This is a genomic window from Luteibacter sp. 9133, from assembly GCF_000800155.1.
GTDB classification, from domain to species: domain Bacteria; phylum Pseudomonadota; class Gammaproteobacteria; order Xanthomonadales; family Rhodanobacteraceae; genus Luteibacter; species Luteibacter mycovicinus.
Genome location: NZ_JUHO01000001.1, coordinates 634,676 through 661,541, shown reverse-complemented (window position 1 = coordinate 661,541; position 26,866 = coordinate 634,676). Strand labels below are relative to the sequence as shown.

Below are 26,866 nucleotides of genomic sequence, written 5' to 3'. Positions count from 1 at the left end.
GTTTCGACCATGACTGACGATTCGCAGGCACCGCTCATCCTGATCACCGGCGGCAGCCGGGGCATCGGCGCGGCCACGGCACGACTGGCCGCCGCCCAGGGCTACGATGTGGCGATCACCTACGTCTCCGATGAGTCCGCGGCACTCGCCGTCGTTGCCGATGTCGAAGCGGCCGGACGTCGCGCGCTGGCCGTCCGCGCGGACAGCGCCGATCCCAGGCAGATCGACGGGCTCTTCGCCGCGATCGACCGCGAGTTCGGTCGCATCGACGTGCTGGTAAACAATGCAGGCGTTCTCGCGCAGCAATCCCGTCTGGAGGATCTGAGCTTCGACCGGATGCAGCGCATTTTCGCGGTCAACGCGATCGGCCCCATCCTCTTCGCGCAACACGCCATACGACGGATGTCGCATCGCTACGGCGGCCGGGGCGGATCCGTCATCAACGTCTCGTCCGCTTCCGCACGACTGGGCAGCCCGAACGAGTACGTCGACTACGCGGCATCCAAGGGTGCGCTCGAGACCTTCACCACTGGCTTCGCCAGGGAAGTCGCCGCCGAGGGCATCCGTGTCAACTGCGTGCGCCCCGGACACATTTACACGGACATGCACGCCAGCGGTGGCGAGCCGGGACGAGTGGACCGCGTCAAGGAATCCATACCGATGAAGCGTGGCGGTCAGCCCGACGAGGTGGCGCGCGCGATCCTGTGGCTTGCAGGTGCCGAGGCCTCATTCATTACCGGCACCTTTCTGGACGTGACCGGCGGCAAGTGAGCTGCAGCCCGCGACACCAGGTCCCGGCGTACCGGGCCGAATCGGCATACATGATCATTGCCCACCGCGTCGCCGCCTCAGTACCATCGATCCGGAACGCCCGGACCGTGCGCGAAACCTTCGACACCCGGACGTCAGGGGAAGACATGGCGTTGAACAGATCAGGCGCAGGCCCATGAGCCGCCGCTGGAAACCCGTCCGCTCGCGCTGGAGCGACCCGCTCACCCAGGTGCGTTGGGACGACTTCGAGCGACGCGTCGCCGAGTACTACCGTGGGCAAGGCTACCGGGTGGATCACTCCGGCACGGGTGTTGGCTACGCCATGGCCGATGGCGGTATCGACCTCAAGCTGTACCGCGACGGCGAATACATCGTCGTGCAGTGCAAGCACTGGAACACGGGACAGGTGCCGCATAACGCGGTGCATGAACTGATCGGCGTGATGCACACGGAGGGTGCACAGCGCGCCATCCTGATCTCCTCCGGCGAGTTCACCGATCACGCCATGCGGTCAGCGGCGAAGTTCATGCCGATCCAGCTGATCGGTGGTGCGGAGATACGGAGCATGCTCGGGCCGATTCCCGAGGTGGACATGCCGCCGCTGGATGACAGGCCGAGCTGGGTGATGGCTGGCGACGCGCATGGCAGGCGTGGCAGACCCACGTCCAGCACGCCGATCGTCGCCTTTATCGCCGTGGTCGCGGTGCTCCTTCTCAGCTATCTGTCCATCCCGCGCATTTTCGACAACATGGGCAAATCGCTCATCCGGTCGACCTCGCAGGGCGCAGCTAACACCCATGCGAGCGCCAATGCACCGACGCCGCATTACGCGACGCGGCCGAGCGATTACTACTCATCCAGGCTCGCCACGCCACCCGTGGTGTCGCACCAAAGCTACGCGACCATGACCCAGCCGACCGCCGCGCCCCGGCCCGCGATCACGAGGCCCGACGGCACGCCGGTAGTGACCGGATCGACCCCGACCTCCGAGGCCGAGATCGCGACCTGGCAAAGCGAGAACGCGAAGGCCATGAAGATTCTGGAGAAGACTACGCCTGAGCTCGGCACCCAGTGACCCGCAACACATTCCATCACCCGGCCCGGCGCGTGTACGGTCATCTCCAAACGTCTTAAGTCAGGTTGGCCGTGTGGGCTTGCCGCGACCCAGCGTTTGATGGAAAGCTCGGGCCGATTGATCATTACTGGCTCAAGACAGACACCCAAGACGCTGGCATGGGCACCGCGCAAGCGGGTGCAAATCCGGGAAACCAGTAGGACTTCCCATCCCGAGACCCTATCTATCCGACCCATACAAATGAAAACGCAGATAATTGCTCTCATGCTCGTAGTCGTTTCGATGACGTCGTGTTCCAAAAGCGATAACAGGTCAGTTCTCGACCAGCACCAAGGGTATGCCTGCAAGGCACCGGCAAGAACTGTTTATGCGGCATGGGGGGAGGCGGGGCTTTCGAAGTCATGTATCGATATAAACGGAAAACCAGCTGGCACGCTGATGACCGCAGAGTGGGGTCGCATCTTTTCGATTGAAAACTTCGATGCAGACGGCCAACATCGCGTATTAGACGTATATGACGAGGCGGGCAATGTCTCCAGACATGTCGTTGACCACAAACCCTCTCCATGAGAGAAATGTAATGACCCAGCTTCCTGCACGGGTCACGCCGCTACGTCAGCGCGCCAAATGCAACCGATGTAGCAACTCAGCCACCGTCAACGAAAACCCACACGTCTCAGCGATGTCGGTCTCTTATGGCGTCTCGCGGGAACGGGACTGTCGATACTGCTTCTCAAACTGATTTATCGCCATTCGTGATTTTCGTCTGTTTATTCGTGTTAGCTCTTGCTACGCACGTAGCCTGTTGGCTGCTGACCGTAGTGTCGGCGTTCGGAGTTATGCGGAACTTCAAAGCGTCGTCAGACCGGTTATCGAAACGAACGTTATGGAGCCCCCTCAACGCCATAACCACCCCTTCTCTTTCAACCGAGACGGGACTGAAGTGGCGTCTATAGTGATGCTACCGACCCTTATTGGTGAGATCGACAGGCGGAGCTTCTTGCTGCTGCTTACAGTAATGGGCACATGTGCATTCCTGTACGTGTCGATGCGATGTCCCGCTTCGTGGGACACACAATACGTTTGGTCCGAAATGGACTGGCACCGGGACAGAGACACTTCGCTTTTCGAATTCTCGGAGGCCAGTGACTTGGGGCGACGAAATGCTCAGCGTGGTCACATGGTGTGTCGCGAGTACTAAGCGCTGAAAGACGCATCTACCCTCCGCCTCGAATGTCCCAAGCCATGACGAACAAGCTCGGGCTCCAAACCTATTTCCGGAGAATCGCATTACGTCACGGTGATGAAGACGACCGTCAGCCGTCGAATGAAAGACCCAGCGCGACGTCGGGGAGCAAGAACGATCCTCCACACCCACCGCCGCGCTGCGCAATGCGGACGGCTCGCCCACCCTGTCGATCACCGTCTTGCATCCAGCCACGGGAACAGCCGATAACGTCGCACCGGCGGCGCCGAACGTGGATATCGCAGCGAAGGCGATTCCAGGCGCGCGCATTCAACACCTGAACGGCGTGACCCACTACGACTTCCTCGGCGACTGCTAGGCGGGATGTGCCGTTGTGCCTCAGTGCAAGCAAGCGGCGCACCAGACGGAGGCCCATGCCACCGCGGTGGCCAAGGCCCCGGAGGTATTGCAAACCGTCCTGCACGGGCATACAGTGAACCACATGGTTCACTATCAAGCCCGCCTCGATGCCACCTTCGCCGCCCTCTCCGACGTCACCCGACGCGGCGTGCTGGAGCAGCTTGGCCGTTCGGACGCATCGGTCAGCGACCTCGCCCAACGTTTCCACATGACCCTTACCGGCATGGGCAAGCACGTCAGCATTCTGGAAGACGCGGGGCTCGTGACCACGGAGAAGGTCGGGCGCGTGCGCACCTGCAGGCTGGGGATACGTCAGCTGGAAGAAGAAGCCGCCTGGATCGAGCGGCACCGCGAACTCTGGAGCGCGCGCTTCGACGCGCTGGATGAAATCGTCGACCACCTTAAACGCGAGGAGAAGGCCAATGGCAAGCGAAGGTAGTTCAGCCGCAAGCAAGCGCACCGCCGTGGAACGCAAAGGCGACCGCGAGCTCGTCGTGACGCGCACGTTCGATGCGCCGGTGCACCTCGTGTTCGAGGCGTGGCGCAACCCGGAGCTGTTCAAACGCTGGTGGATTCCGAAGTCCGCCGGCATGTCGCTGGTCTCGGGCGACATGGACATCCGCACCGGCGGCACGTATCGCCTGGTGTTCAAACATCCGGCCTTCGATCAGCCGATGGCGTTCTTCGGTACCTACAAGGAAGTGACTGAGAACACGCGGCTCGTATGGACGAACGAAGAAAGCGACCAGGGCGCGCTGACCACCGTGACGTTCGAAGAAAAGGACGGCAAGACGCTGGTCACCCTGCACGAACTGTATCCGACGGAAGCGGCGCGCGACGAGGCGATCACCGGCTCGGCGGAAGGCTTGCCGGAACAGTTCGCGCAGCTGGACGAGTTGCTCGCAGCGGGGGAGTGATCCGCCAGCGCATGCGTTTTCAGTGGGTGATACCGATCGTCCGCATCCAGGCTTCGGCCAGTGCGGGCCATCCATTGATCGGCAGGTTCGTCGAGCGCAGGCCAAACGCGTGCCCGCCCTGTGCATACAGGTGCATTTCCGCGGGCACGTGCTCCCTGGCCAGCGCGGCATAGTACACCAGCGACTGATGCACGCCGTCCGTGTAATCGTCTTCCGCCTGGACAAGAAATGACGGCGGCACATGGGCGGTGATCGGAAGATTGGGATTGGCTTTGTCGTCGTCGGTGGCGAGATGCCCCGGGTAGATCAGCATGGCGAAATCCGGCCGGGCACTCTCCTTATCGGCAGCATCCACCGGCGCGTATAGTTTGCGGTCGAAAACCGTGCTGATTTCCGCCACCAGAAAGCCACCCGCCGAAAAGCCCAGCACGCCGATCTTGTGCGGATCGACCTTCCACTCCGCCGCATGCGAGCGCACCAGTCGCATGGTCCTTTGCGCATCCTGCAACGACGGTGTCGACAGCGCACGGTTGTGCGGGCGGCAATCGCAAGCCGCCACGTAGGGCAGACTCGGCACGCGATACTTCACCAGCACGCACGTGATGCCCCGGGACGTCAGCCAGTCGCATGCTTCGGTGCCCTCGAGATCCATGGCCAGAATCTCGAAGCCACCCCCCGGAAATACGACGACTGCAGCACCCGTATTCTCGCCTTTCGGTGCGTAGACCGTCATGGTGGGCTGCGACACGTTGCTGACGGTTACCATCGTTTTGCCGCCGAAGGGCTTCGTGCTCGTCCTGACATATTCCGGACCGGGCATAGGCGTTGCCGCGGGCGGTGCTTTCGGCCACAACGGTATTTGCGTATGTCCGGCGGTGGGCTGCCAGACATCGGTGCCTGCGTTTACGTTTGCGGCAAACGCGATAAGAAACAGGGTGATGATCCGGATGTTCACGACGTCCCCTCTCGTTTTTTTCCGAGTCTGGGCGCCGCCTCGGGTGAATGCCTGTCGGCTTTCTGGCTTTTACGAGGCGACAGGCGTGCGGGACAGCGTCTTCGATCCTCCATGCGGAGTATCAGCCCAGACGAATTGTCAGGAAGCGACCGAGAACAGGGAGCCGCTGGCGGATGGACGTGCTTAGCGGGGGATGTCCACTTGCGTCAGCCACGCCACCGTCCGCTCGACATCTCTCACCGAATGCCAGCCGTGCAACGCCACGCGCAGGTAGCCCTCGCGTGTACTCGTACCGATCTTCTGCTTCGCCGCTGTCGCGAGAAGCCGCTCGGCGCGATCGTCCTCGACACGAAACGACAAGGTCGGTCCGAGTCTGTCGGATTCGAGCAAGCCCTGAAGACGCGCGACGTCAGAGGACCATTCCTCGTGGGGAAGCAGTCGTTCCAGTACTAACCGTTGCAGCGCCATGACGTGCGCCTGGATAGCGCGCGCGCCGCCGCTGTCGAGCAACAGCTGCACGGAATGACCGAGCGCGCCACACGAAAGAATCGACGGGCTACCCGCCTCCAACCGGCGCCCGTCACTCGCCCAGAGGTCGCCCGCATCCGCCTGCGTGCCCGACTGCGAAAACGCCGCGGGCGCGGACAGCCATGTACCGAGAGGCACCAACCGCTGCCGAAACGTCGGACGGGTCCACATCACGCCCTGCCCCTGCGTGCCGAGCAGGCCCTTGTGACCGCCACTGACGAACGCATCCACATGCGTAAGCGAAGGGACCATCGTGCCAGCACCCTGGATACCGTCGACCACGAGATGCACGCCACGAGCGGCACAGCCCTGCCCCAGACGATCCAGATCGAGCCGTGTGCCGTCCTGAAAGCGGATCCATGACACCGACATCAGTCGCGTACGCGGTGTGATCGCATCGAGCAGGCGTTGCTCGGGCTCGATGCCGGGCGGGGGTGGTGCGGGGTTGGCGGCCAGCTGGTCTGGCCACAGCTCCACCTCGCGGCAGACGAGGCCGCGAGCTGAGAGCGCCAGCCAGGGAAGGCGATTGCTCGAGAACTCCCCGGCGGGGATAAGCACCTCGTCACCCGATTGCCACGCATACCCCAGCGAGATCGCTTCCAGCCCGGCCGACGTGCAGGCGACGAGGCTGATGTCGGCTTCATCGACGGCGAAGAACGCCGCGCTCGCGTGACGCAGGCGCGCCTGGACGTCGAGGAAGTCTTCCTGCCAGCGCAAGTTCCAGGGCTCGAGTTCGGTTTCCAACAGCGCACGTACACCCTCCGCCGCGACGCGAGGGATGGGGCCATCCTTGCAATGCGCCAGCCAGAGGACGTCGGCTGGCAGTTGCAGGGCATCCCGTGGGATCGGGGGGATGCCTGGCGCGGGGGACATGGCGGAATCCTTGCTGGCTCGGGACGGGGAATGTTACCTCGCCGTGGCCGCGTGCGCTGCGTTCGCTACTGAAGCCTTTGTATGCGGCGGACGCAGTTTCGATTCCTGTCGCCGGTCGTCGGCGACTGAATCAGGACGGCCAGTTTGAGATCACCCTTGAAGTAGTTGAAGGAAATCAACTCCCCGATTTCTCCCACTCGTTTTTGCTCATCGAAACCAGCCTGATGCAGGGTGCTCCTCAGTCGATCAAAGTTGAAGCACACAGGGGACAGGTCGGCAGATCCGCCAAGGTTGACAAACTCGAAGCTGAATCCATTCCGGCTGGGCGGATCTCGAAAATAGAAGTCGATGAAGTACTGCCACCCTCCTGGACCGGCTGCGCTCCGGTATCCGGAAACTGTGCCCTCACGCTGAAAGCTCACGCCAAGCTTCTTCTCGAGGCTTTCAGCGGATGCATCTGACAGCCGACCAAGGCCCGCGACAAACGACAGAAAGCGTTCGGCTGCATGGATTGAGGTGGGCTCGGAGGCAGCCTTCGCAGGTGCTGCCATGGCCGCACTCGTCATTGACGCGGCCAGCCAAAAGCTGGCCATGAAGGATATCGCCGCGGCTCTCATGAACTTCATCCGGTTCTCTCTCTGGCGTAGCGCATCAGGTGCTTCAGCGGATCGTTGCGACGGGTGCCGATGAATCATTCATTGCGAGCACTCCCTGCTCAGTAGGTATGCGTCCAAGCCGAAATCAGGTCATTGCGGAAGCGCCCCATAGCACCCTCCGGAACGTATTCGTTCGTGGCGATCAAGGCACGCATAAAGACGGTGACCGTCCGATCATTGACTTCAACAAGAATGCTCGGAACTTCAGGCTGAATCGACAACGTATCCAGCCAAGATTCCTTTACCTCGTCACGAGTAACTCTGTGCAGGATCAATCGATCCTTGAAAATTTCATCAAGATTGATCGAGAGGGAATGACTGGTCCCATCCATGGACGTCCACTCAATCTCCACAGGGCCGGGAAATTCACGACCATCGACGGGAATAATGCTGTAGCTGCCACTCCAGTCGTCGCGCCAGTTCTCAAAAGGCACAGGGCCGGACGGCTTATCGCAAAGCTCGCCATCACGATTCCGCCGACGAGTTCCGAACTGGTGCCCGCTATAGATAAGACTGCATGCCATCGTGTTGAAGCAGGCGGCAGCGAAGCTATGCCCGAAGAACCTCAATGGCCAAGGGTCTTTCCCGTAAAGGGGTCCGGCTAGCGAAGCGAGCGGCTTGTACGACGGCATCCTCGATTCTCCATATCAACGTAGTTCCTACACCTTTATCCGATCAGAGTCCGCGACGGATACGTGCGCGATACAGTCTACCGAGCTCCATGGCTGGCAAACAGCCACACGGCGGGCTTCTTCACGAAACCCGGACAGGCCTCACCCTATGGATTGCTTGATTACGGCGCCTCAAGGGCGATCAGGAGGGACTCGTTTGTCAGTCATTCCGAAGATTCCGCCCTCGCCTGCTCCCAACACATCCGCACATGCGCCTGCGCGGCACACTGCACCCCCATATTCGTCAGCGCGCCAATGGCCTCGAGCCCCAACGCCATGCGCCGGCAATCCACCGAGTCCGCCTCATGAATCAGATCGGCCAATAGCCCTGTAAGCCCCCGCGCGAACTGGAGCCACTCGGTCGCTTCATTCAACAGCGCATGCGCCGTTGCTTCCGGATCCGCGTGATAGCACAGCGGACCTTCTGTCTGATGTTCCTTCGATACCGACATCGCAGTCTCCTTGCTGGCCGCCTTTTGCGTTTCCAGGTGCGGCACGCCAGGCACAACCGGGCGTGCCGCGGATCAAACGGATTCGCGGGTTCATCGGCTGCCTGCGACCAGGCGCCGGGGCGGCGTGATTGACGAAGTGTGTGGCGGCGTCAGCGCGCTTTGCGGTTCAACGGCTGCGGCCGCGGTTCTTCAACCGTGTCTGCGAGGTCGGCAGACGTCCCGGTGACCGGTGGGGTTGTCGCCGGGGGGATCCGGCGGGCGAGCGAGTACCGTATGATCGGGGGTAGCCACGATGCACTTCCTAGAGTTTATTGTGGTCAGCGGCCCTCTGGTGTTGGTAGCACCCTTGGGCCGCGCTTCTCACCGCTTTAAGCGATGGTTGCCTGCGAGGCTTCGACAGCGACGACGCAGGCAACGAGGTGAAACTAGCAAATCAACTTGCGGTTGTCTGTAGGCGCAACCGATCTTGTGGTCGTTAATTGCCGAACACGCTTACGTCGTGCAACAGGGCGGGCGCTTTGTCGGTATGTCCCACCGTCGACGATGCGACCTTTCCGTTGCTTGCCATCACGTCCGTGACCGTACGCCCGGTGAGGAAGTTCGTCGAATAGCGGGTTTCGGCCTGGGAGTCCGTCTCGAAGGACTCCTCGTCGCTGCCCACAAGTGTCCAGGCACCTTTGTAGAACTTGTAGTGCAGCCTGACGCCAGCGTGGCAGGTGGCTGAACAGGACACGCTGTAATGGAGGGTCAATACACCACGGTCCTCGATGGTCAGATACTCGACGCCGGCACGGTATGTGTCCGACGCCCTGGACTGCTCCGTAAGGACGAACGTTCCGTCGGCCCGTTGCAGCAGAATGAAGAGCTGCGCTTGGTTCACCGATGAGGCATCCCACTGGACGACACCCGCCCAGTCGTCGCGCCCGTCACCATCGAGGTCGCCTGTCGCTTTGATGATCCAGCCAATGGGCTTACCGAAGAGCTTCGTCAGGAAGGCTTCGGGGCTGGCGACGACGGTCCCCAGGGGAGGCACGACGGGCGGATAGTCAGGATCGTCGCGCTGCGCCGATGCATGGCCGCTGCCGAGCAGCGTGGCGATCGTAAGTGCCATTGCCCATCGTTTTCCGTACGCCATATTCCCCCCTTGATGGCGGCAAGTATGCCGCGTGGGTGAGGGACCTGCTATGGGCTGAACAATCGCCCTCGGCTTGAGAAAAAATCGAACACCATGCGGTACATTTCGGCGGCACATCAAAGGAGTGACTTACATGGCATCGGGAACGACACCCCAGGCGCGCTCGCGGCTACCCCTGCTCGTCCTTACAGCGACCCTGCCCTTCGCTGCCGCGGCGGAAGCCCCGCCCAAACGCGTCGATATTCCGGCCATCGGCACCCGGGCGCTCAACGCGCTCGGCGCCCTGAATGCTTCCGCCGACCTGTCGTCACCGAGCTTCCTCAAAGCGCTCAAGCTGCCCTTCAAACACACCGGCATGGAAAGCTTCGCTGCGTGCAAAGGCTAGGCTCGACGCCATGAAGGATGACCTGAAAGCCTGGTCGAGTACGCCCATCGAGAAGAACGGCAACGTGTGGGGAAAACAGACCATCCCGACGATGGGCGTGGAGATACTTTCCGCCCGGCGCGCACGTTTTGTCGACTACCGTGTGATTACCAACTACGACGTCACCGACCCGAGCCAGGTGCGTGCGCAATCGACCACCAATGAGACGACGTATACGTGCGATGGTCGGGTGCTTAGTGGTGTGACGGAGAACTGGGCGGGGATGGAGATGTTTATGACGTTGGATGACGTGCCGAAGAAGTGACGGAAGCACGGTCAGCTGACGGCGCGCCAGGTGCCACGTGGCAGCTACCGATCCACCTTCTCCGGAACCAGAACCGTGTTGGTTCCGCTGGGAGTGCCTCGCTCGGCCACACGGGGATCCAGGCGAGAGATCGTCGTGTGCTCGTGAGACTGGTGAATGACATTCAGGCGCTGGTCCATTGGCTCAAAGTCCAGCGTCAGGTAAGGCCTTTCGCACAGCGCGTTGCTGTAATTCCGCATGATGTTACCTGCACGTATCGACAACCCGTCTCGCCAATACCCGCCGCCCACGTCCGCATGAGTGCCGGGAAGCATGAGATGCAGGAAGCGACCGTCCTCCGACAAGCCGGGCGGGAGAATCTGATCCGACCGGAATGCGACCCGCCGCTCATGCACCGCCGTAAGTTGAAGTCCTGAGACGACACTGGGTGGTAGCCGCCTATCGAAAAGTATCGGCAACCCGGTCGCGACGGGGTCGAAAAGTCCGACCGTCTGAATCGTTTGCCCGGGCTCAGTGATGTATCGCTCATAGCGAACCGAGCCCTGAGCGGAACGCACTTCGCTGTCGAGGTATGGGATTCCTCGTTCGTGGAGCAACCGGGCGAATACGGCGGCCTGGCTGGCACCGCGGCTGAAGCCGATGCTGTGCACACGGATAGCGGCGTCAGGATCATCGCGCCTCCAGCGATTGGCTGTCACGATCAGGTCATCGTATGCCCGGTGGATGCCCTGCTCGAAGATTTTCTTCCGGTAGCGATCGGTGAACGGTGCGAACCAGCCGTCCGGCACGCCAGGGCCAGTGACGTAGACGCCTCGCACCTCGTCGTTGCCAAGCTGGACCCGTGCTCTGATGTCATCGGATATTTTGCACACGTTCTGCGGGCGATCGACGACCGACGTTTTCTCTCGCTGGGTCACATCGAACATGACGACGAAGAGTCTTTCGTGAGGATGGCCGGCCCTGACGAGTATGGGTACGTCGAAGTGGCTCAGGGCTCCGATGGCGACGGCATAGGGATCCAGCTGTGCATCCGTAAGACAGGTATGTCCTACGCCATCATCGCCGATGCCATCGGCGGCAATCCGGACCTTTGTCGCGGCAATGGCCTTACGATCAGTCACGGCGACTCCATGCCAGCATCAGGTCGTCACGGTAATGGCTGTTTGCATTGCCAGGCTCCTGCGCGACTTCCGTCACGACGAGTGCGCGCATGAAGACATTGATCGTCCGGTCGTTAACTTCAACAAGAACGTCCGGGCTCACGGGATGTACGGACTTAGCGTCCAGCCAGGCTTCCTTTACGTCCTCCCGGGCCACGTTGTGGAGAACGATGCGGCGCCTGAATATCTTGTCCAGATCGAGCGTTGCCGCTTGCCAGTCACCGCTCAGTGACTTCCATTTGATTTCAACATCGGACGGGAATGTCCTGCCGTTGGCGGGAGTGACACTGTGATGTCCTGTCCAGCGCTGACGCCATGCTCCAAAAGATGGCTCACCTGAGATGTCGTCGTAAGGTTCACCGCGCTGGTCAAGCTTCTGGGTGCCAAACTGGCGACGGTCGTAGACGATGCTGCATGCCAGCGTGTTGAAGCAGATTGCGTCAAAACTGTGGGAGTGGAAGCGGAGCGGCCAGGGATCCCTTCCGTAGAGGGGGCCGGCTAATGAGGGGTCTGGTGTGTGTGAGGGCATTCCCGGTCCTTTTCTTATTATCGTCCTATCTGCTATCCGCCGCTGAATTGCTCCTGGCAACGACGACGGGGCCAAGAGAATCAGGCAAAACGTCAGAGGGCTGCCGCGCTTCACGCGCACCCCCTTCCGGCAGCGTGAGTTGCCGATCGATGGGGCATCCTAACGTGGAACATGACCAACTGATCAGCCCGCGCTACGTTATGCGAGTCCCTTAAGGCAGGAGCTTCCAGACCGGGGTCCCATCGCGCTGCACGTCGAGACTTCGTCTCCGTACGTCCTTCAGCGTTCGCTCGACCACGACATAGTTTCCAGGAGTGACGTACAGAATGGACGACTCCGATGCCTTAAAGGTAACGAGGCGATCTTCCGGGACACCACCGCGCGCGTCATCCCGCGTCGCTTCCACAAGACATGGCCGCTTACCGTGGCATGCACTCGGGACCGATACGGGCTTCCGCATCCCGCCAAGAGACAACCAGGTCGAAGCGTGACCGCGCCGGTCGCTCGTACGCCAGGTTACCGTCGCGTCGACTCGCTCCGGGTGTAATGTCCAGGCCTGCCCTGCCGACGAGAGCCACAGGGACGGCACGGCCGCTGGCTTCGGTCCCCGGCATCCACCAAGGCCATCGATCTGATCGATCGACACGACGGCGCCACCCGTTGACGCCATGAGCTTCTCGGCCATCCAGCCCTCGTTCTTCCAGATGTGCGAGTAGCCTGCGATGACGAGCAACCGCCCTTTGGGGTGCGAATTCAGCCATTCCTGAAGATGATCTGCTTGCTGGGCTTCCCGTCGTCGGTGATCGACGTCTTCGCTTTCATAGGCGACGAGGCCGAAGCCCAGGGACTTCGCGTTCTCGACCATCCTCGCGTACACGGGCTCGCGGAGGTAGAAGCCTGCCTTGATGTCGTCGGGGAGGGCGCTGCGTCCTGCGCCGGCGGGTGCATTGATCAGTGGATCGGCGTTCGCCGGGTTGAGAGCCTCCAGCGCGAGGTCCGTGAAGCCTGCTTTGCGCAAGGTGGGAAGCAGCTCGATGATCGCCGCTCGCGCCTGGACCATCGAGTGGGATTCGTTGATCAGCAGCACGCGTGACCTGGCGGCTACCGTGAGTATCGCCGCATCCAAAGGTGTCTGCGCGTACGGACTCGACGGGCAGAGCGGCGGCGCCTTGGCGGGGAACGTGTCGGCGTAGTGTCCACTCGCCTCGTCGTAGCGCCCGTACATGGCGTCGATCATGGACAGGAGCTGGCCGGCGCCCTTGCGAGCCGCAGGTGTCAGCCGGTCGTAGGCGTCGTGAAGCGCGACATAAGAGGCGAAGTCGTCACCCTTGCCCTGGAAGATGACTTGCGCGTGAGCAACGAAGTGCGGGAAATCATTCGGCTCGGCGCCCGTCGATACACCGGGAAGGAGGCCGAGCAGCGGGACGATCAAAGCGATACGTAGCAGGCGCGATGTGCGTTCAAGCACCGTTAGTCTCCGTGAACCCCTGACCGCCTATCCTGCATACATCACCGGGCCTGGATCAAGAGCCTTTACTTCCCTGAGGAGGGATCGCTCCAGTCCGCCGCCTTCTTCGCGGCGACCTCTACCCTGGCATAGTAGGCAAGCGCGGTCTTCTGGACGACCTCCGGCAGGGTTTTGAAGCTGTCTCCCGGCGTGCGGGTGATCTCGTCGCTCGCCTGGTTCGGCAGGCTGCCCCGGATGGCGTACTTCTTGTCCTTGTAGACCATGATCAGCTTGACGACGGTGGCGTCGAGGCCATCGCAGGCCGTCCAGTAGGGGACCGTGACCAGGGCGTTGCCGTCGCCGCCATCGATGACGTCGACCAGAGGCGTCAGCAACCGCAGGCCACAGAGCTCGCTGCCGTTGTTGTCCTTGATCTCCCATCGGGTGTCATAGCCACCGTGGTCCTGGATAAAGCCGTAGGCGTGAAGGGTGACGTAGTCGTTCGGCTCGAGCTTGGGACCTTGCTTGTTCGCGCCGAAGGCGAGGATGCGGTAGTTGCCGTACTCGTCGCGGTATTCGAGGCTTTTGAGGAGCTGGGCGCCGTTGTCGTAGTAGCTGGTGACGTCTTCGAGGTCGGGGCCGGTGAGAGGCGCTACGCCGAGGTCCTTGGCCGAGGCGGGGCCGGTTACCCAAGCCGTAAGGAATAAGCATGCAAGGAGGCTCGATCTCACTGATATCGACCTTACTGGAGACGGCTGCAGAGCATATCTGTATCTCGAATCGAAAATACAGACACGTTTGTTTGACCTTGCCGTTTTCGCATTCGGCCAGACGGCCGACCACCCGGCAGACGCCGGATCGCCGTGATTTAATGATCTCGGCTAACAGTAGCCGAGCGCCTCAGGAGCAACAGACAATGGACAAGCTCTCAGACGACAAGACGCTGTCGGACTATATTGCCCTTACGGGCGAGAACGTTTTAGTTTGCTACTTCAATGCGGACTGGAACAGACCTGGTATCACGGCGGCACCGGATGCCGAATCCGCCGCCGCTGCCGAGTCCGTCAGAATAGTTGAAGCCAGCGTCGACGATTGCCGCGACGTAGCGGCAAAATATGGAGTAACGGGTGTTCCTGCAACTTTAGTATTCAAGAACGGCCGACTAGTAGCAAAAGAAATAGGGGTCCGATCCTCGGAAAGGATCCGCAAGCTAATTCAGGGCGAACCCGAATGAGGCACACGGGGAACCTCGATTGACCTGGATCGCCTGGGTCGATGGCGCATTTACCGTTGAATCATGATCAGTGCGCCCTCGTCGGGCCAGATTCCGGTTGCCTAGTAAAAATGAGCCAGAGCAATGGCGGTCCGGTCTTGAGTCCGGAATCACTGTGAGCCTTTCGCCAAATCGTTAGCACAGGCATTTGATGACGCGGCCCTCGGCGGTGCGGTCAAACACGAAATCAATCGACCAGACCTCGTTCGCAGCCGCTGGACGAAGCAGCGGCTGCCTTTCGGTCGGCGGGACTTTCTTTCGTTTGCGCCGCCGCACCTGGAGGCTGGCCTCCTGATACAGGCGCTCCACTCGCTTGTCATTCACCGCCTGCCCGGCCTGGCGGAGCTTCAGATAGATCATGCCCACGCCATAGCGTTTATGGCGATTTGCCAGCGCACAGATCATCTGGCGGAGTTCGACGTTACGGTCGGGGCGCGGCTCATAGCGGTAGGCGCTTGCGCTCATGTCGGCAATCGCCAGCGAACGACGCTCGCTCAGTTCCCGGTCGACCAGATAGCGCACCAGCTCACGCCGGTCCGGTTCGCTCACCATTTTATCGCAGAGCATCTTTAATGACCTCATTTTCCAGGAGCTGCTCGGCCAGCAGCTTCTTCAGTCGGCCGTTCTCGGTCTCAAGGTCCTTCAGCCGCTTGGCCTCCGGCACGCTCATGCCACCGAACTTGCTCCGCCACAGGTAATACGAGGCCTCGCTGAAACCGTGCTTGCGGCACAGATCTTTGTCGGGCATGCCGGCCTCGACCTCACGCAGGAAGCCAATGATCTGTTCTTCTGAAAAGCGCTTCTTCACGTCCAGTCTACTTCTCGTGGGGGATCGGACTCGAAACCGGGCCGCTACTCAAATCTGGGGGGACGTCGATCCGTTCCATGATGTTTCCTCCCTGAATTCGTTTACTCGAACATCGATACCGACTCGACACACATCGTCGAATGGGAATCACGCCCATGCTGGTGGATCAGTGACGGCGTCACCCACAGGTCGATTTCATTTCGCGAGTAGCGTACGGACTCGATTCGCCCGATCTCGTCCGGAATGATCGTTTCGTAGTAGCCAAGTGCGATAAGGTGATCTTTCAGCAACGTGAACTCCATAGCACATAGGGTTCTCAGGCGACCATCCGTCCCGGACGACTCACCAAACCCGATGCGGAATGTCGACTCTCGATTACCGTGCTTTGGTACGAATCGAAGGGTGTAGAAAAGATCCGAGGCAAGGTCGCCGCTTCCATATGAGGCAAAACCATCCCGCATCTTCACGGGAACACCAAAAGCTGTTCTCAAGCCGTCGAGTGTGACTTCCGAACGAAGAACGATCGAACCTGCATAGGCAAAAAACTTACTGGATATCTCATCTACACTCGGAACGGCAGCATCTGTACTGGCGGCAGCCAGTTCGGTAGCGGTCTTCTCCGGCGCCTTTGGCGCGCCCTGGGCAAATTCGCCAAACGTCCCAGCCGGCGCCGCGAATGCGAGGCCAAGGCTCGCCGTAGCCACTAGCGCATTCACGCCAGCTGCCAAGCCTGGCCGCAGAACCGCGAAGTGTTCGAGGGAAAAATGCCCAGGCGTCACGCCCGGTTGCGTTGAGAATGTATGGCTCGTTGCTTCGAGCTGATGATTTGGACGCGACACTTACAGGCTCCTTGCCGTGGGACTCAATTGTTGGTGCGCATGGATCTAACGCACGTCACCGCCTTACCGCCGATGTAGCTCTCTTGCGTTTCGATAGAAAGCACGATGTCGTTCTTGAAATAAAGGGACGACAAATGCTCACCGAGCTCGCCACGCTGCTCATCTTCCTCGTATCCCGATGCCCTGAGGGTTGCCCTGTAGCTCTCGATGGGCAGCGCGCAGACGGCGCCAATGTCGGCCGATCGGTCTCGGTTATAGAATTCGAACGCCACGCCACGCTTTACGGCACGGGTTTCCTGAATGAATTTCACGAAGTAAATCCAGCCGCCGCCGACGTCGGCGCTCTGGTATCCAGCGATGCCGTCTTGCATCTCGAGTACGACGCCCATCGCCTGTTCGATACTCGCAACGGACAAATCGGACCTCGACGTCAGACCCGTAATATACGCTAGCATCTTCTGAGACGCCGCCTCGGCGCTCATGGGCCGCACCATGCGCGCTGCGGAGACCATATTCGCCGGCGCATTGTTAGCCACTGACTCACCCTGCGGGTACCTCGCGGCTGCCTGCGAGAATCCTGCGATCACCATGGCAGTGAGCGCTGACGCCGCGATTGCCTTGCTCTCCATGATTCCCGTCCCTTTGATGTCCAATGCCGGAACCTCAACCTTCGGCATCAGCCGACTCGTAAACCGCCGATCCTCGTAATACCTGATCTTGTCGCACTTCACCGGATGCGGGATACCCTCGAACAGGATCACCTCCTTGTCCGTCTCCATCGCCTTCAGCTCCAGGGGGTAAAGGGCGCACGCTGAGAGCTAGACAGGGACGGTTGGGTTATCCCCCCATCGACATGACCGGAGCGCTCTGCTGAGCGCTCTGCGCCTGGGCCTGCTGCTCCTGGATCATCTGCTGCTGTGCCTGCTCCGTCGCCTGGAACTGTTGATTGCTTTCCTGCGCGGGCGGGGGTGCGCTGCTCAGGTCGACGATTGCGCGGGTGCCGACTGTCTCCCCCGTCATCATCAGGCGGTCGCCCTGGACGTCCAGCGTTCTGATCTGGCCCGCTTCGATGCCGCCCCGTTTAGCCGCTAGCGCTATCTCCGCGATGCGATCCTCGGACGTTCCGTCAGGCAGTCCTTCTCTCACCTCGCGATGCAGAGGGGTATTCAGGCGATGGCCGGAATTGTCTTCGTCAACCCATGAAATCGGCCGAGAGGACGATCTAGCGGGTGCACCAACGGTATGGTCAAAGACTTTCGGCGCGGAGGGAAGCTGACTGCTGTCGTAATACGGCATCGTCTTCCACTTTATCTCCCAGGCTGAGGCCGTTTCGCTCCAGAAGGTCCTCCCAAAGCCCCGTCTCTGCCATGTTGATGGTAATCTCTGGCTTCGGGCCCGGCCTGACCGGCGCATTCGACTCCGCCCATGCAATGACATGTACTGGGTATGCGCCGTAGTGGTTCGGGTAATCCAGCTCGCCGCGTTCACCAAGGCTCATGACATTCTTCCGGTTGCCCTCGGGAATATGACGTGGCGATGGCCGCTCGTAATAGTTGCGCCCCATGGCCTCGATATTGTTCTCAGACTGCGGCATTGTCAGATCAGCGTTGACTTCAAGTCCCGGACGCAATTTGGCTGTCCTCGTCTTCGCATCAAAGATAACGAAGTCACCGATCCTAGAAGCATCCTTCGCAAGCATGTCGTCCGCTGTAACGGTGCGATTGTTCATCTGAAGGCGGCTGCGGAGGGCATTCCAGCCTCCTATTTCCGCTGACGCCTCGTCTCTTCGCGTCGCATCAAGATACGTTTTGACAACGTGTGTGTAGTCATGGACTGAATAAGCACCCCGGGCAACAGCCTTCACATCAGCCACCAGCGTGCGCTTTGCTTCGGCCGCCATCTGGCGATTGAAGGCATGCTGTACTTCGTGGCCGATGACAAAGGTCAGGCTTCCAGACCTGAAGGCCCCATGATCTGCGGTAAACGATTTCGAGGCCAGCGCCGTCGATGGAATGTTCATCGTGTGCTTGTCGCCGTCGTAGGATCCACCGGTCCCACCGGAGCTCTTCATTACCGATATGTGGTCCAGAAGCCGACTTCCTGGTGAGACAGGATCCGGAGTGCTAGCCGCGCGCTTGATCTGTCCGGCCAGCACGGGTGAGCCGTTCAGCACATCCTGAAGGTTGTCGACCATATCGGCAGAGACATGCCTCGACCTTCCCTGCGCATCCGGGTATGTGGACGCTGACATCTCGCCGACCATTCGTTGAACACGCAGGACCGAATGGAGGTCGCTGTTTCCAGCGCCCTCGCTCGAGCCGTCGAGCGCCGTTGCGGGCAAAGCCACAACTCCGCTCCTGGGGTCGAGGGCACCGACGGGAACGCTCTCGTTCGACGGTGCGAAGCCATTCAAGTGTCCCGTTGATGCCAGACCGTTAAGTCCCTTCAGGACGTCATGATCGGCTTCAATCGTGCTCCGGAGCTGACTCACCTGATCCGGCGTCACTCCTGGCTGATTTGCAAAATACGCCACAGTTGCATCCAGCGCGGGCTCAAACTTTGTCATGTCCCCTCCTTGGGGCTTATCCGGTAACAGTCACCATGCCGATGCACTTACGCTCGCCGTCTACCAGGATGCGCCGCGCGTCTATGTTTACCTCGACGTCGCCCTTGTAATAGAGCAACGCAAGGAATTGGCCGATTTCGCCTCGATCTTCCGACTCGCGGTAGCCCGCTGCACGCCATGCGGCTCGCGTGCTCTCCAGATCCATCAGGCAAGCGGGCGCTGACGACGCTGACACATCATTGTTCTCGAACATCAGCACGACGGCTTTCGTAGGCCCGTCCGGGGCAAGAAACAGGATCGAAAACGACCATCCGCCGCCCAGGGTAGGTCCGGTGTAGCCGTAGTTGCGATCCCCATGGTCCAGCCTGATGGCCAATGCCTTCTCCAGGTTGGCTGGCGTGATATCGGAAGGCGCTTTGAGTCCCTCCACGAATTCGACAAACCGGCCCACCACCTCCGTCGTCTTTTGATGCGCCGTCGCCGCTCGCGGCGGGCTGATATGAGTCTGCGTCGCCGGAGCTTCAGCCACGGCACCCTGGAAAAGCCCAGCCACCGCTAGCCCCGCGGCGGCCGTCAACGTCACCTTCTTGTTCGCCATACTGAGCGCCTCGTCAATCCGTAGGGCGGGTACATCGACCCGCTTGAGGAGTCGACTCGTAAACCGCCGATCCTCGTAATACCTGATCTTGTCGCACTTCACCGGATGCGGGATACCCTCGAACAGAATCACCTCTTTGTCCGTCCCCATCGCCTTCAGCTCCTGCGGCAGCATCAAGGCCCGACGCTCGTCCGAATGGCTGACTGAGCGCTCACGTCCCTTGCTGACGCTCTCCTTGCGCACCGTCGTATAGCCGAGCATGTCCGAATAGTCGTTCGCGTCCTGCTGCTCCCGGGGCGCGTAGATGATCTGCATGGCGTGGTTGGTGATGATCGTCCGCGAGACGTCCTTGCCGTAGGTCGCATCCAGCTGCGCCATGCTCTGGATGATCGGCAACAGGCGGATGTTGTAGCCGGCCATGTACGACACGGACGAAGCCAGGATCTCCACCTTGCCGATCGACGTGAATTCGTCCATCAACAGCAGACACTGGTGCTTGAGGTCCGGATTGTTCTGCGGGAGCTCCCTGGTGTTGACGTTGATCAGCTGGCTGAAGAACAGGTTGATGATCAACCGGCTCTCGGCGAGCTTGTTCGGCTGAATGCCGATGTAGATCGTCATGCGCTTCTTGCGCACGTCCGTCAGCAGGAAGTCGTTGTCGCTCGTGGCCGCGTCCAGCACCGGATTGATCCAGGCGTTGAGGGGCTCCTTGAACGTGCCCATGATCGACGCAAAGGTCTCTTCCGCCTGGGACAGCAGGTTGGCGAAGGCACGCTTCGCTTCCAGGCCCAGGAATGTCTTCTCCGACAGGCCACGCAGATACGCCCGCAGGTCCCGACCGTCGCCCGAGGACAAACGGTACACCTCGCCCAGGGTCGGGAAGCGCAACGACTCACTGGTCACGTTGAGCCGCCACTCCACGTCGTAGTTCTCGAAGAGGTACAGCGCGAACGCGGTAAAGGCGTTGCGTGCCTGGCTCACCCAGAACTTCTGAGCGTCGTCGCCATCGGGGTACAGCATCGCCGCGATCGACTGGATATCCGAGATCCGGAACGATGGCTTCGGTGAGACGTAGCTCAGCGGATTCCAGCGATGCGTGCGCCGGTCCTCGGCGAACGGGTTGAACAGGTAGATCTCTTGCCCCTGCGATTTGCGCCATCCGCTGGTCAGGTCGAAGTTCTCCTGCTTGATGTCCAGGACCACCATGGATTCCTGGTACTCGAGCAGATTGGGGATGACAACACCGACGCCTTTGCCCGAGCGCGTCGGCGCAGCGAGGATGACGAACTGCTGGCCGGAGAGGCGAACGAGCTGCCTGCCGAATTTGCCTACAACAATTCCGCTCGGGGACTTCTTAAGACGGCCAGCCCTGGCTAGATCGGATCGGCGGGCGAAACGAGAGTCGCCTTGGAGAGCGCGTGGCTTCGTCTTGAGCAGCGGGACGAGCATGGCGATCCATGCGGCGAGCGGGACGATGAAACCCACGGCACCGGCGAGCTGGATCTTCCAGACGTAGGGGGCGTATTGCGGCAAGGCGATGGCTTGCCAGTAGAGCCACCAGAGGTTCCAGGTGAGTTGGGTCTGCACGCCGATGAGCGTGAGGGTGAGGAAACCTGAGAGGTAGAGGGCCCCGGCGACTGCGGCGAAAAGCAGGGTCAATCCTAGACAGAACTTGGTCTTCCAATGCACTCGCGGGTGCTCCTTGCGGTGGGAGGCGCGAGAGAATACAGACCGATGACGGCAGTAACCATCTGATTTTCATGAACCAGTGAGAATAACGGACGCGAACGAATCCTCTCAGTCCGTCAAGCTTGCATTCCGGTTGAGTGCTGACCCGTTCTCGAGTCAAATCTCCAACGGGCGCGCGTAGTCCCTGATGGGAGGATCATCGCAAGCGGGCCAAGGCCTCGCGGCGATAGTTCACGAAAGGCATCGTGGTGAAGCTACACCGAGCGGCGCTTCTACATGTCCACGCACTACCCGAGGTCACTGTGAGAACGTCCGCGCGCGCAGAAAACTGTAAGACCCTCATGGGCAATAGTGAGCCCAACTGTAAGTCAGCATCGACGGCAAGGATCCGTCGGAGACATACGGGACCAGAGATCGCAACACGGAAACTCCTTCACAAGCTAGGCTTTAGGTTCCGGCTTCATGTCACCTCGTTGCCCGGAACGCCGGATATTGTCCTGCCGAAATACCGTGCAATAATCTTTGTCAATGGATGCTTTTGGCACGGACATGACTGCCACAAAGGCAGTCTCCCAGCAACCCGGCGAGATTTCTGGGCACGAAAGATAGCCGCTAATCGTGCACGAGACCAGAGAAACGACGCTCAACTTGTCGAGCTCGGTTGGCTCGTGGTTACTGTCTGGGAGTGCGCGCTGTCCGGAAAAGCAAGCTGTCGAGTGCAGGTTTGGAGAACCGTCTATCAAGGGTTTGGCTCAATGGACAATCAGGGACTCTTCTGACCATTCGCGGCCGGAGCAGCAGTCGTTAAAGATTCACGCGTAGAAGCCGATATCCGAAATAATGGAAAAATCTTGGCGTCCGGCCGATCGCTTACGCCTGACTCTGGGAACGATACAATCGACCCAAGGATCGAGACAACGATGACCGAAGCCCTGTCATTTCAAACGCGTGCAAGGACCATTGACCACCTTGGCCGAGAACAAATTGCAGACGTTCCTACGGCGATAAGTGAGCTCTGGAAGAACGCTTACGATGCTTATGCAAGGTCTGTAGACCTTCAAATTTTCGAACGAATCCCAACCAACGTTGCTTTGATTTGCGACGACGGTCACGGCATGTCGCTTACGCAATTCGTGAGCAAGTGGCTCGTAGTAGGTACGTCCTCAAAAGTTGGTTCGGAGGACCAAGAAGTCGGCGATCAACTCGGCTTATCCGCGCGTCCAAGGCAAGGACAAAAAGGCATCGGGCGCCTCTCTGTTGCAGCCCTCGCCTCTTCAGTCTTAATTGTCTCGAAGTCACAGGATAGTGCATACATTGCTGCACTTGTCGATTGGCGGCTGTTCGAGAATCCCTTCGTCCTCCTTCACGATGTACGCATCCCTGTAGTCGAGTTCTCGCATCCGGATGAGTTGCAGAGTCGACTCGAAGAGATGAAGTTTACCATCCTGGAAAATCTTGACGGTTCCGCTGGACCCGATGATCGCCGAGAACGCCTCTCGAACGCCTGGCGCTCGCTCGATGCAGCGGAGGCTGCTGATGCTGGAACCCAGGCCACAACATCAAATCAAATTTACGACTCCGTTAGCGCACAATCCGTTCCCCTCGACTGCCTCGAGACGTGGGCACTTTGGCGCGGCGAGACGCACTCTGGAACTGCACTACTCTTAAGCGATATAAACGGTGCGCTCTCGGCTTGGATTCGAGGAACTCCTCAGTACGATACCGATGAATCAGAGGCTATTCGCGCCTCGCTTGTAAGAACGCTTACAGGATTTTCCGATCCCTACAGTGACGCTGGTGACTCATCGATGAGTTATCGGGTAGTCGTTCACGACCGCATGGGCGAGCACGAAGTACTCGGCCGAAGCGATGACTACGGATCAGCATTTCTTGAAGGACTCGAACACGCGCTTCTCGGCCGGTTCGACGAGTTTGGCGTCTTTCGAGGAAAAGTGCGCGCGTTCGGTAGAGATCTCGGCGAAATCGAGCTCACCCCTGCGTCTCCGCCACCCACAGCCGTAAAGGATCTTGTGGGCCCATTTGAAGTGAGCATCGGAACCTATGAGGTCGAGCTTCGGTCATCAGCACTGCCTCCCGAAATTCATCAAGCGGTGCACTCTCGTGCAGAAACACACTCGGGGCTCAGTATGTACCGCGACGGGCTCCGTGTCATGCCTTATGGCAGGCCGGAGAACGACTTCTTTAAGATCGAGGAGCGCAGAAGCCACCACGCCGGCCGAGAATTTTGGGCAAGTCGCCGAATGTTTGGCCGGCTCGGAATAACTAGATCCGAGAATCCCAACCTTCGCGACAAAGCGGGACGGGAAGGCCTCATAGACAACGCTGCCAGTCGTGCCATGCAAATGCTCGTCATCGAGCTGCTCCGAACTGCTGCCCGCCGGTACTTCGGACATGGATCGCAGTCACGAACCGAACTGCTGCCTGCAATTCAGGCTGAAAATGAAGCCGCCGCCAAGAAGGCCAAAGCAGCCGGTCGCTCTCAGCTGAATGCTTTTCGGGCCATCGTGCGAGATCGAGAGACGCTTCTTAGCGAGCTGATGGAGTCAACCCAAGACCTCATGCAAGAGGTCGATCTCGCCATTTCGCAAGGCGATGGAGACGCATTATGGTCACTTGCAGGAAAGATTGAGAAAGCGGCTAGACAGCGCGCCGACTTGAAGCTACCGCCGAAGCCAAAATCTCTTGGAACCTTTGAAGACCGTTATCGCGTCTTTCGGGATAGTTTCGCAAGGGCATCATCATCCCTCACTGCGACCCAAGAAAAGTGGAATTCTGGCGTACAAGATCTACGCGCAAAGCCACCCGTCGAGGTCGCTCGCTCAAGGCTCTCAAGCAATCAAAAAGCTCTTACAGACAGATTAGCGCACTGGCGGAGGGAGTCGGGCGAACTATTGCGAGCTGAGCACGCTCGTCTTGATCAACAACTTAGCGCAGATGGAAGTGAATTTTACAAAGCAGCGAGCCCGCTAGTCGCGGACATCGAAAGCGGCCGTGCGTCTCTTGCTGCGATTTTGGACGAGATGGATGAGATAAGAGAGAAGCTCGGCGAGCAACATCGGAATTATTACGAACCATACTTACGCGCGCTATCGCAGCTCGCGAACGGGGTCGACCTTGATAGCGCCTTCGCGTATGCAGGAGCGCACAGCGAGACGCTTGAACGAAAGCTCGAGCAGATTCAGAGCCTTGCTCAAGTGGGAATTAGCGTTGAGATTCTTGGTCACGAGCTGCAGTCCTTAGATAGCAGAATGACCGCCAGCATGAAGTCGATGCCTAGCGAAGTTCACGGGACACCAGCTTTTCTTCGTCTCGACGCGTCACGCCGAGAGCTTGTTGAGCGCCTTAGATTCCTGTCGCAACTGCAAGTTTCGGGGAGGGACCTCCGAAGGCAGATCTCGGGTGATGAGATATTCGACTATCTACACCGTTTCTTCGGATCATTTGAGGAAAGGGGTATAGATTTTTCGGCGTCCGACGAATTCAAGCAAAGTACTATCACAGAGTACCCGTCACGCATTTTTCCTGTCTTCATTAATCTTTTGAATAACGCGGTTCACTGGATTAGCGGAACACCAAAGAAGGCTATTCGGCTCGAGCGACAAGATTCGTCAATTATCATTGGCGACTCTGGAACCGGCATCGATAGCGACGACGTACCCCATCTCTTTGAGCTCTTCTTCACGCGAAGACTTCGGGGCCGAGGCGTCGGTTTATATCTATGCCAGCAAACGTTAGCTGCCGGCGGCCACACAATTTCTTATGTAACGTCGCCCTCAGACAAGATTTTGAGCGGCGCAAACTTCAAGATTTCACTCAGGAACGGATTCGATGCCTAACGTACCGCGAGACCTCCTCGAGGAAGCTTTCGTAAAACCGATACGCTTCGCTTTAATCCTCGATGACCAGTTCCCGACTTACGCTACGAAAAATGCGCAAGACGAGACCGGTCTTCAAGAGCACGCGCGAGCTGTAGGCTTGTTCGAGTTGTGTCGGCGCTCGGGCTGGCTGTGTGATATCGACAATGGCATTCACGTTGCCGAGCGATTCGAAGACAACAAACACTTACATCAGTCAGACCTCTTGGTCCTCGATTATCACTTGGATCCATCGAGACCAGAAGATCCGACACGCGCACTTGGAATTCTTCAGAAACTCGCCGCCTCACAGCACTTCAACTTGGTCGTTATATACACATCTGCGGAGGCTCCTGCCGTCGCACGCGATGTTGCTTATGCACTCGGCGCGGGCCCGGCTGTAGACGAAGATTCACGCCAATACTGGGAAACAACTGGACAATTCGATGAGTTTGAGCACGATCTTTCTGCAGCACTTATTGACGCTCACCTTTCGCTGAAGTCACTACCACCTGAAGCGGTAGCCATACGGAAGCGGCTCGAAGAAGAATTTGACGTTCCGCGTGCTCTTCAGGAAAAGCATCTGCGCGCACTTATTGACAGTAAGTTAGCCCTGCAACTATCTGCATCGACCATTGACCACCGACCCAAAAATACTCCGCACTCAGTAGATTTTCAGGCAACAAGCGACGTACCCTGGGTTGCGTCGGGAAATGTCTTTGTAGCGATCGTAAACAAGCGCGAGGACGCGGGCGTCTTAGTCGATAAGCTTTTGGATGCATTGGTACTTTGGAATCCCGAACCACTCCGCGTACTGTTGACGCACGCTAGAAGCGCACTCGAAAAAACAGGAAGCATGTCAGAGTCGCTTGCACTTGGCGATGCTCGAAAGCAATCCGGACTCCATCTTTATTTACTTCTGGCGAAATCCGATAACGAGCGGGAACGCCGACTTATTGAGCTCTACAGTCGCCTATCCAGCGACCTCGCTCGTACTGCTGATGCGCGAATCGTTAGCTTCGGCCAGCAACTCCTCAAGATTGAAGCAGGAGTTGAAGCCATTACGCACGCGCGATCTGGGAGCAAGCTTGACAAGCAAGTGGAAGACGGCGCTATCTATCATGCATTAAACGAGTACCTGAGCACCGATCGGCTGTCGGATGATCACGTTACGACAGGGCTAGTGTTCTCGTGCGAATCCTCACACGGGAAGCGTTATTGGCTGTGCACATCGCCAGCTTGCGACCTGGTACCGGGGCAGGCAATGCGGGGTATCGCTAAAGAAATTTCGCCCTCTAGACCCGCAACAGCCGCCCGACTGCGACGCATTTCCAATCAAAAGAGCGTCATCGAATGCCTCCGAGAAGCTGAACGCGGCCGACATATTTTTGTTACCGAAGGCGAAAGCTGGATTGCCTTCGAAGTCACTGACGAACATAGCCGTCAAATGGACCTTGAAGTAATCTTCCTAGATGGCGCTGGTGCCATCAACGAGGGATCGTTCAATGGCCGCGTGCTCGCAAAAAACTCAGACGGTGACGTAGTTCTAGAGTCGAAGACCTTCGGAGTCGTCGCGCGGCTTCGTAATGAGTACGCTGGCCGCCTATTAACCCTAGCTGGCCACCAAGCAGGGAGAATTGGCGTCGACTACCTAGACCTCCCCATGAAAGGCTCAGAACCTTTGCAGGGAGCGACAGCAAGGCCAGTCACCGCTTGACAAAAAGAGGGTGGATGAACTGCGGCGCGCGCCCTGC

General features: G+C 59.3%; 23 protein-coding genes and 3 pseudogenes. 10 read left to right on the top strand and 16 right to left on the bottom strand.

The window, feature by feature from the left end; genetic code table 11:
* Positions 1–9: 9 nt before the first annotated feature.
* From FA87_RS02675 to FA87_RS02655, 4 genes are all read left to right on the top strand, one after another.
* The gene (locus FA87_RS02675) at positions 10–771 is read left to right on the top strand and encodes a glucose 1-dehydrogenase (RefSeq protein ID WP_043692199.1); all 762 of its coding nucleotides are present in this window, start codon (positions 10–12) and stop codon (positions 769–771) included.
* 175 nt (positions 772–946) lie between these two features.
* Positions 947–1,846: a restriction endonuclease gene (locus FA87_RS19650; protein WP_052191103.1), complete on the top strand. Its 900-nt coding sequence runs from the start codon at positions 947–949 to the stop codon at positions 1,844–1,846.
* A 1,631-nt stretch (positions 1,847–3,477) separates the two neighbouring features.
* A complete protein-coding gene (locus FA87_RS02660) occupies positions 3,478–3,891 on the top strand; it encodes a metalloregulator ArsR/SmtB family transcription factor (protein WP_239708951.1) in 414 nt (137 codons plus the stop codon).
* Positions 3,875–4,369 carry an SRPBCC family protein gene (locus FA87_RS02655; protein ID WP_043692193.1) on the top strand — a complete coding sequence of 165 codons (495 nt, stop codon included), beginning with the start codon at positions 3,875–3,877 and terminating at the stop codon, positions 4,367–4,369. Before FA87_RS02660 ends, FA87_RS02655 begins: the two co-directional genes overlap by 17 nt.
* Before the next feature lie 19 nt (positions 4,370–4,388).
* Here FA87_RS02655 and FA87_RS02650 read toward each other — a convergent pair whose 3' ends face one another.
* The 6 genes from FA87_RS02650 to FA87_RS02625 form a co-directional block, all read right to left on the bottom strand.
* The gene (locus FA87_RS02650; RefSeq protein WP_043692190.1) at positions 4,389–5,324 is read right to left on the bottom strand and encodes an alpha/beta hydrolase; all 936 of its coding nucleotides are present in this window, start codon (positions 5,322–5,324) and stop codon (positions 4,389–4,391) included.
* 183 nt (positions 5,325–5,507) lie between these two features.
* Positions 5,508–6,725: an aminotransferase class V-fold PLP-dependent enzyme gene (locus FA87_RS02645; protein ID WP_043692187.1), complete on the bottom strand. Its 1,218-nt coding sequence runs from the start codon at positions 6,723–6,725 to the stop codon at positions 5,508–5,510.
* Positions 6,726–6,790: 65 nt separating this feature from the next.
* Positions 6,791–7,420: a hypothetical protein gene (locus FA87_RS02640; protein ID WP_156128483.1), complete on the bottom strand. Its 630-nt coding sequence runs from the start codon at positions 7,418–7,420 to the stop codon at positions 6,791–6,793.
* 20 nt (positions 7,421–7,440) lie between these two features.
* On the bottom strand, positions 7,441–8,013 hold the full coding sequence (locus FA87_RS02635) for a hypothetical protein (protein ID WP_052191102.1): 573 nt from the start codon (positions 8,011–8,013) through the stop codon (positions 7,441–7,443).
* A gap of 203 nt (positions 8,014–8,216) precedes the next feature.
* Positions 8,217–8,504: a hypothetical protein gene (locus FA87_RS02630; RefSeq protein ID WP_043692182.1), complete on the bottom strand. Its 288-nt coding sequence runs from the start codon at positions 8,502–8,504 to the stop codon at positions 8,217–8,219.
* A 475-nt stretch (positions 8,505–8,979) separates the two neighbouring features.
* Complete coding sequence (locus tag FA87_RS02625; protein ID WP_043692179.1) at positions 8,980–9,615, bottom strand: hypothetical protein; 636 nt, start codon at positions 9,613–9,615, stop codon at positions 8,980–8,982.
* A gap of 157 nt (positions 9,616–9,772) precedes the next feature.
* Here FA87_RS02625 and FA87_RS02620 point away from each other — a divergent pair, with 157 nt between their 5' ends.
* Both FA87_RS02620 and FA87_RS02615 read left to right on the top strand, forming a co-directional pair.
* A complete protein-coding gene (locus tag FA87_RS02620) occupies positions 9,773–10,024 on the top strand; it encodes a hypothetical protein (RefSeq protein ID WP_043692177.1) in 252 nt (83 codons plus the stop codon).
* Between the two features lie 10 nt (positions 10,025–10,034).
* The gene (locus FA87_RS02615; protein WP_043692174.1) at positions 10,035–10,328 is read left to right on the top strand and encodes a hypothetical protein; all 294 of its coding nucleotides are present in this window, start codon (positions 10,035–10,037) and stop codon (positions 10,326–10,328) included.
* A gap of 44 nt (positions 10,329–10,372) precedes the next feature.
* Here the strand turns inward: FA87_RS02615 and FA87_RS02610 are convergent, their stop codons facing one another.
* From FA87_RS02610 to FA87_RS02595, 4 genes are all read right to left on the bottom strand, one after another.
* Positions 10,373–11,449, bottom strand: coding sequence for a DUF2235 domain-containing protein (locus FA87_RS02610; RefSeq protein ID WP_052191101.1), 1,077 nt, complete (start codon positions 11,447–11,449; stop codon positions 10,373–10,375).
* Positions 11,442–12,017 carry a hypothetical protein gene (locus FA87_RS02605; RefSeq protein WP_052191100.1) on the bottom strand — a complete coding sequence of 192 codons (576 nt, stop codon included), beginning with the start codon at positions 12,015–12,017 and terminating at the stop codon, positions 11,442–11,444. Before FA87_RS02605 ends, FA87_RS02610 begins: the two co-directional genes overlap by 8 nt.
* A gap of 211 nt (positions 12,018–12,228) precedes the next feature.
* Positions 12,229–13,485, bottom strand: coding sequence for a hypothetical protein (locus FA87_RS02600; RefSeq protein WP_043692172.1), 1,257 nt, complete (start codon positions 13,483–13,485; stop codon positions 12,229–12,231).
* Between the two features lie 65 nt (positions 13,486–13,550).
* On the bottom strand, positions 13,551–14,195 hold the full coding sequence (locus FA87_RS02595) for a hypothetical protein (protein WP_043692169.1): 645 nt from the start codon (positions 14,193–14,195) through the stop codon (positions 13,551–13,553).
* Positions 14,196–14,380: 185 nt separating this feature from the next.
* Here FA87_RS02595 and FA87_RS20920 point away from each other — a divergent pair, with 185 nt between their 5' ends.
* Entirely contained in the window at positions 14,381–14,698 is a 318-nt protein-coding gene (locus FA87_RS20920; RefSeq protein ID WP_043692167.1) for a thioredoxin family protein, read from the top strand.
* Between the two features lie 183 nt (positions 14,699–14,881).
* Here the strand turns inward: FA87_RS20920 and FA87_RS20625 are convergent.
* From FA87_RS20625 to FA87_RS02555, 6 genes and pseudogenes are all read right to left on the bottom strand, one after another.
* Positions 14,882–15,485 (bottom strand): annotated as a pseudogene (locus FA87_RS20625) (transposase); the annotation flags it as partial.
* Positions 15,486–15,646: 161 nt separating this feature from the next.
* The gene (locus FA87_RS20620; RefSeq protein WP_156128482.1) at positions 15,647–16,384 is read right to left on the bottom strand and encodes a hypothetical protein; all 738 of its coding nucleotides are present in this window, start codon (positions 16,382–16,384) and stop codon (positions 15,647–15,649) included.
* 641 nt (positions 16,385–17,025) lie between these two features.
* Positions 17,026–17,187: pseudogene (locus FA87_RS21060) on the bottom strand (type IV secretory system conjugative DNA transfer family protein); the annotation flags it as partial.
* Between the two features lie 34 nt (positions 17,188–17,221).
* A complete protein-coding gene (locus FA87_RS02565; protein ID WP_156128481.1) occupies positions 17,222–17,680 on the bottom strand; it encodes a hypothetical protein in 459 nt (152 codons plus the stop codon).
* Positions 17,631–18,950 carry a hypothetical protein gene (locus FA87_RS02560; protein ID WP_043692154.1) on the bottom strand — a complete coding sequence of 440 codons (1,320 nt, stop codon included), beginning with the start codon at positions 18,948–18,950 and terminating at the stop codon, positions 17,631–17,633. The genes FA87_RS02565 and FA87_RS02560 overlap by 50 nt, the downstream gene beginning before the upstream one ends.
* A gap of 604 nt (positions 18,951–19,554) precedes the next feature.
* Positions 19,555–21,207, bottom strand: a pseudogene (locus FA87_RS02555) (type IV secretory system conjugative DNA transfer family protein); the annotation flags it as partial.
* A gap of 371 nt (positions 21,208–21,578) precedes the next feature.
* Between FA87_RS02555 and FA87_RS20180 the strand changes: the two are divergent.
* From FA87_RS20180 to FA87_RS20615, 3 genes are all read left to right on the top strand, one after another.
* The gene (locus tag FA87_RS20180; protein WP_197062458.1) at positions 21,579–22,016 is read left to right on the top strand and encodes a very short patch repair endonuclease; all 438 of its coding nucleotides are present in this window, start codon (positions 21,579–21,581) and stop codon (positions 22,014–22,016) included.
* A 141-nt stretch (positions 22,017–22,157) separates the two neighbouring features.
* Entirely contained in the window at positions 22,158–25,094 is a 2,937-nt protein-coding gene (locus FA87_RS20175; RefSeq protein WP_043692151.1) for a sensor histidine kinase, read from the top strand.
* Entirely contained in the window at positions 25,087–26,829 is a 1,743-nt protein-coding gene (locus FA87_RS20615; protein WP_156128480.1) for a response regulator receiver domain, read from the top strand. Before FA87_RS20175 ends, FA87_RS20615 begins: the two co-directional genes overlap by 8 nt.
* Positions 26,830–26,866: the final 37 nt, after the last annotated feature.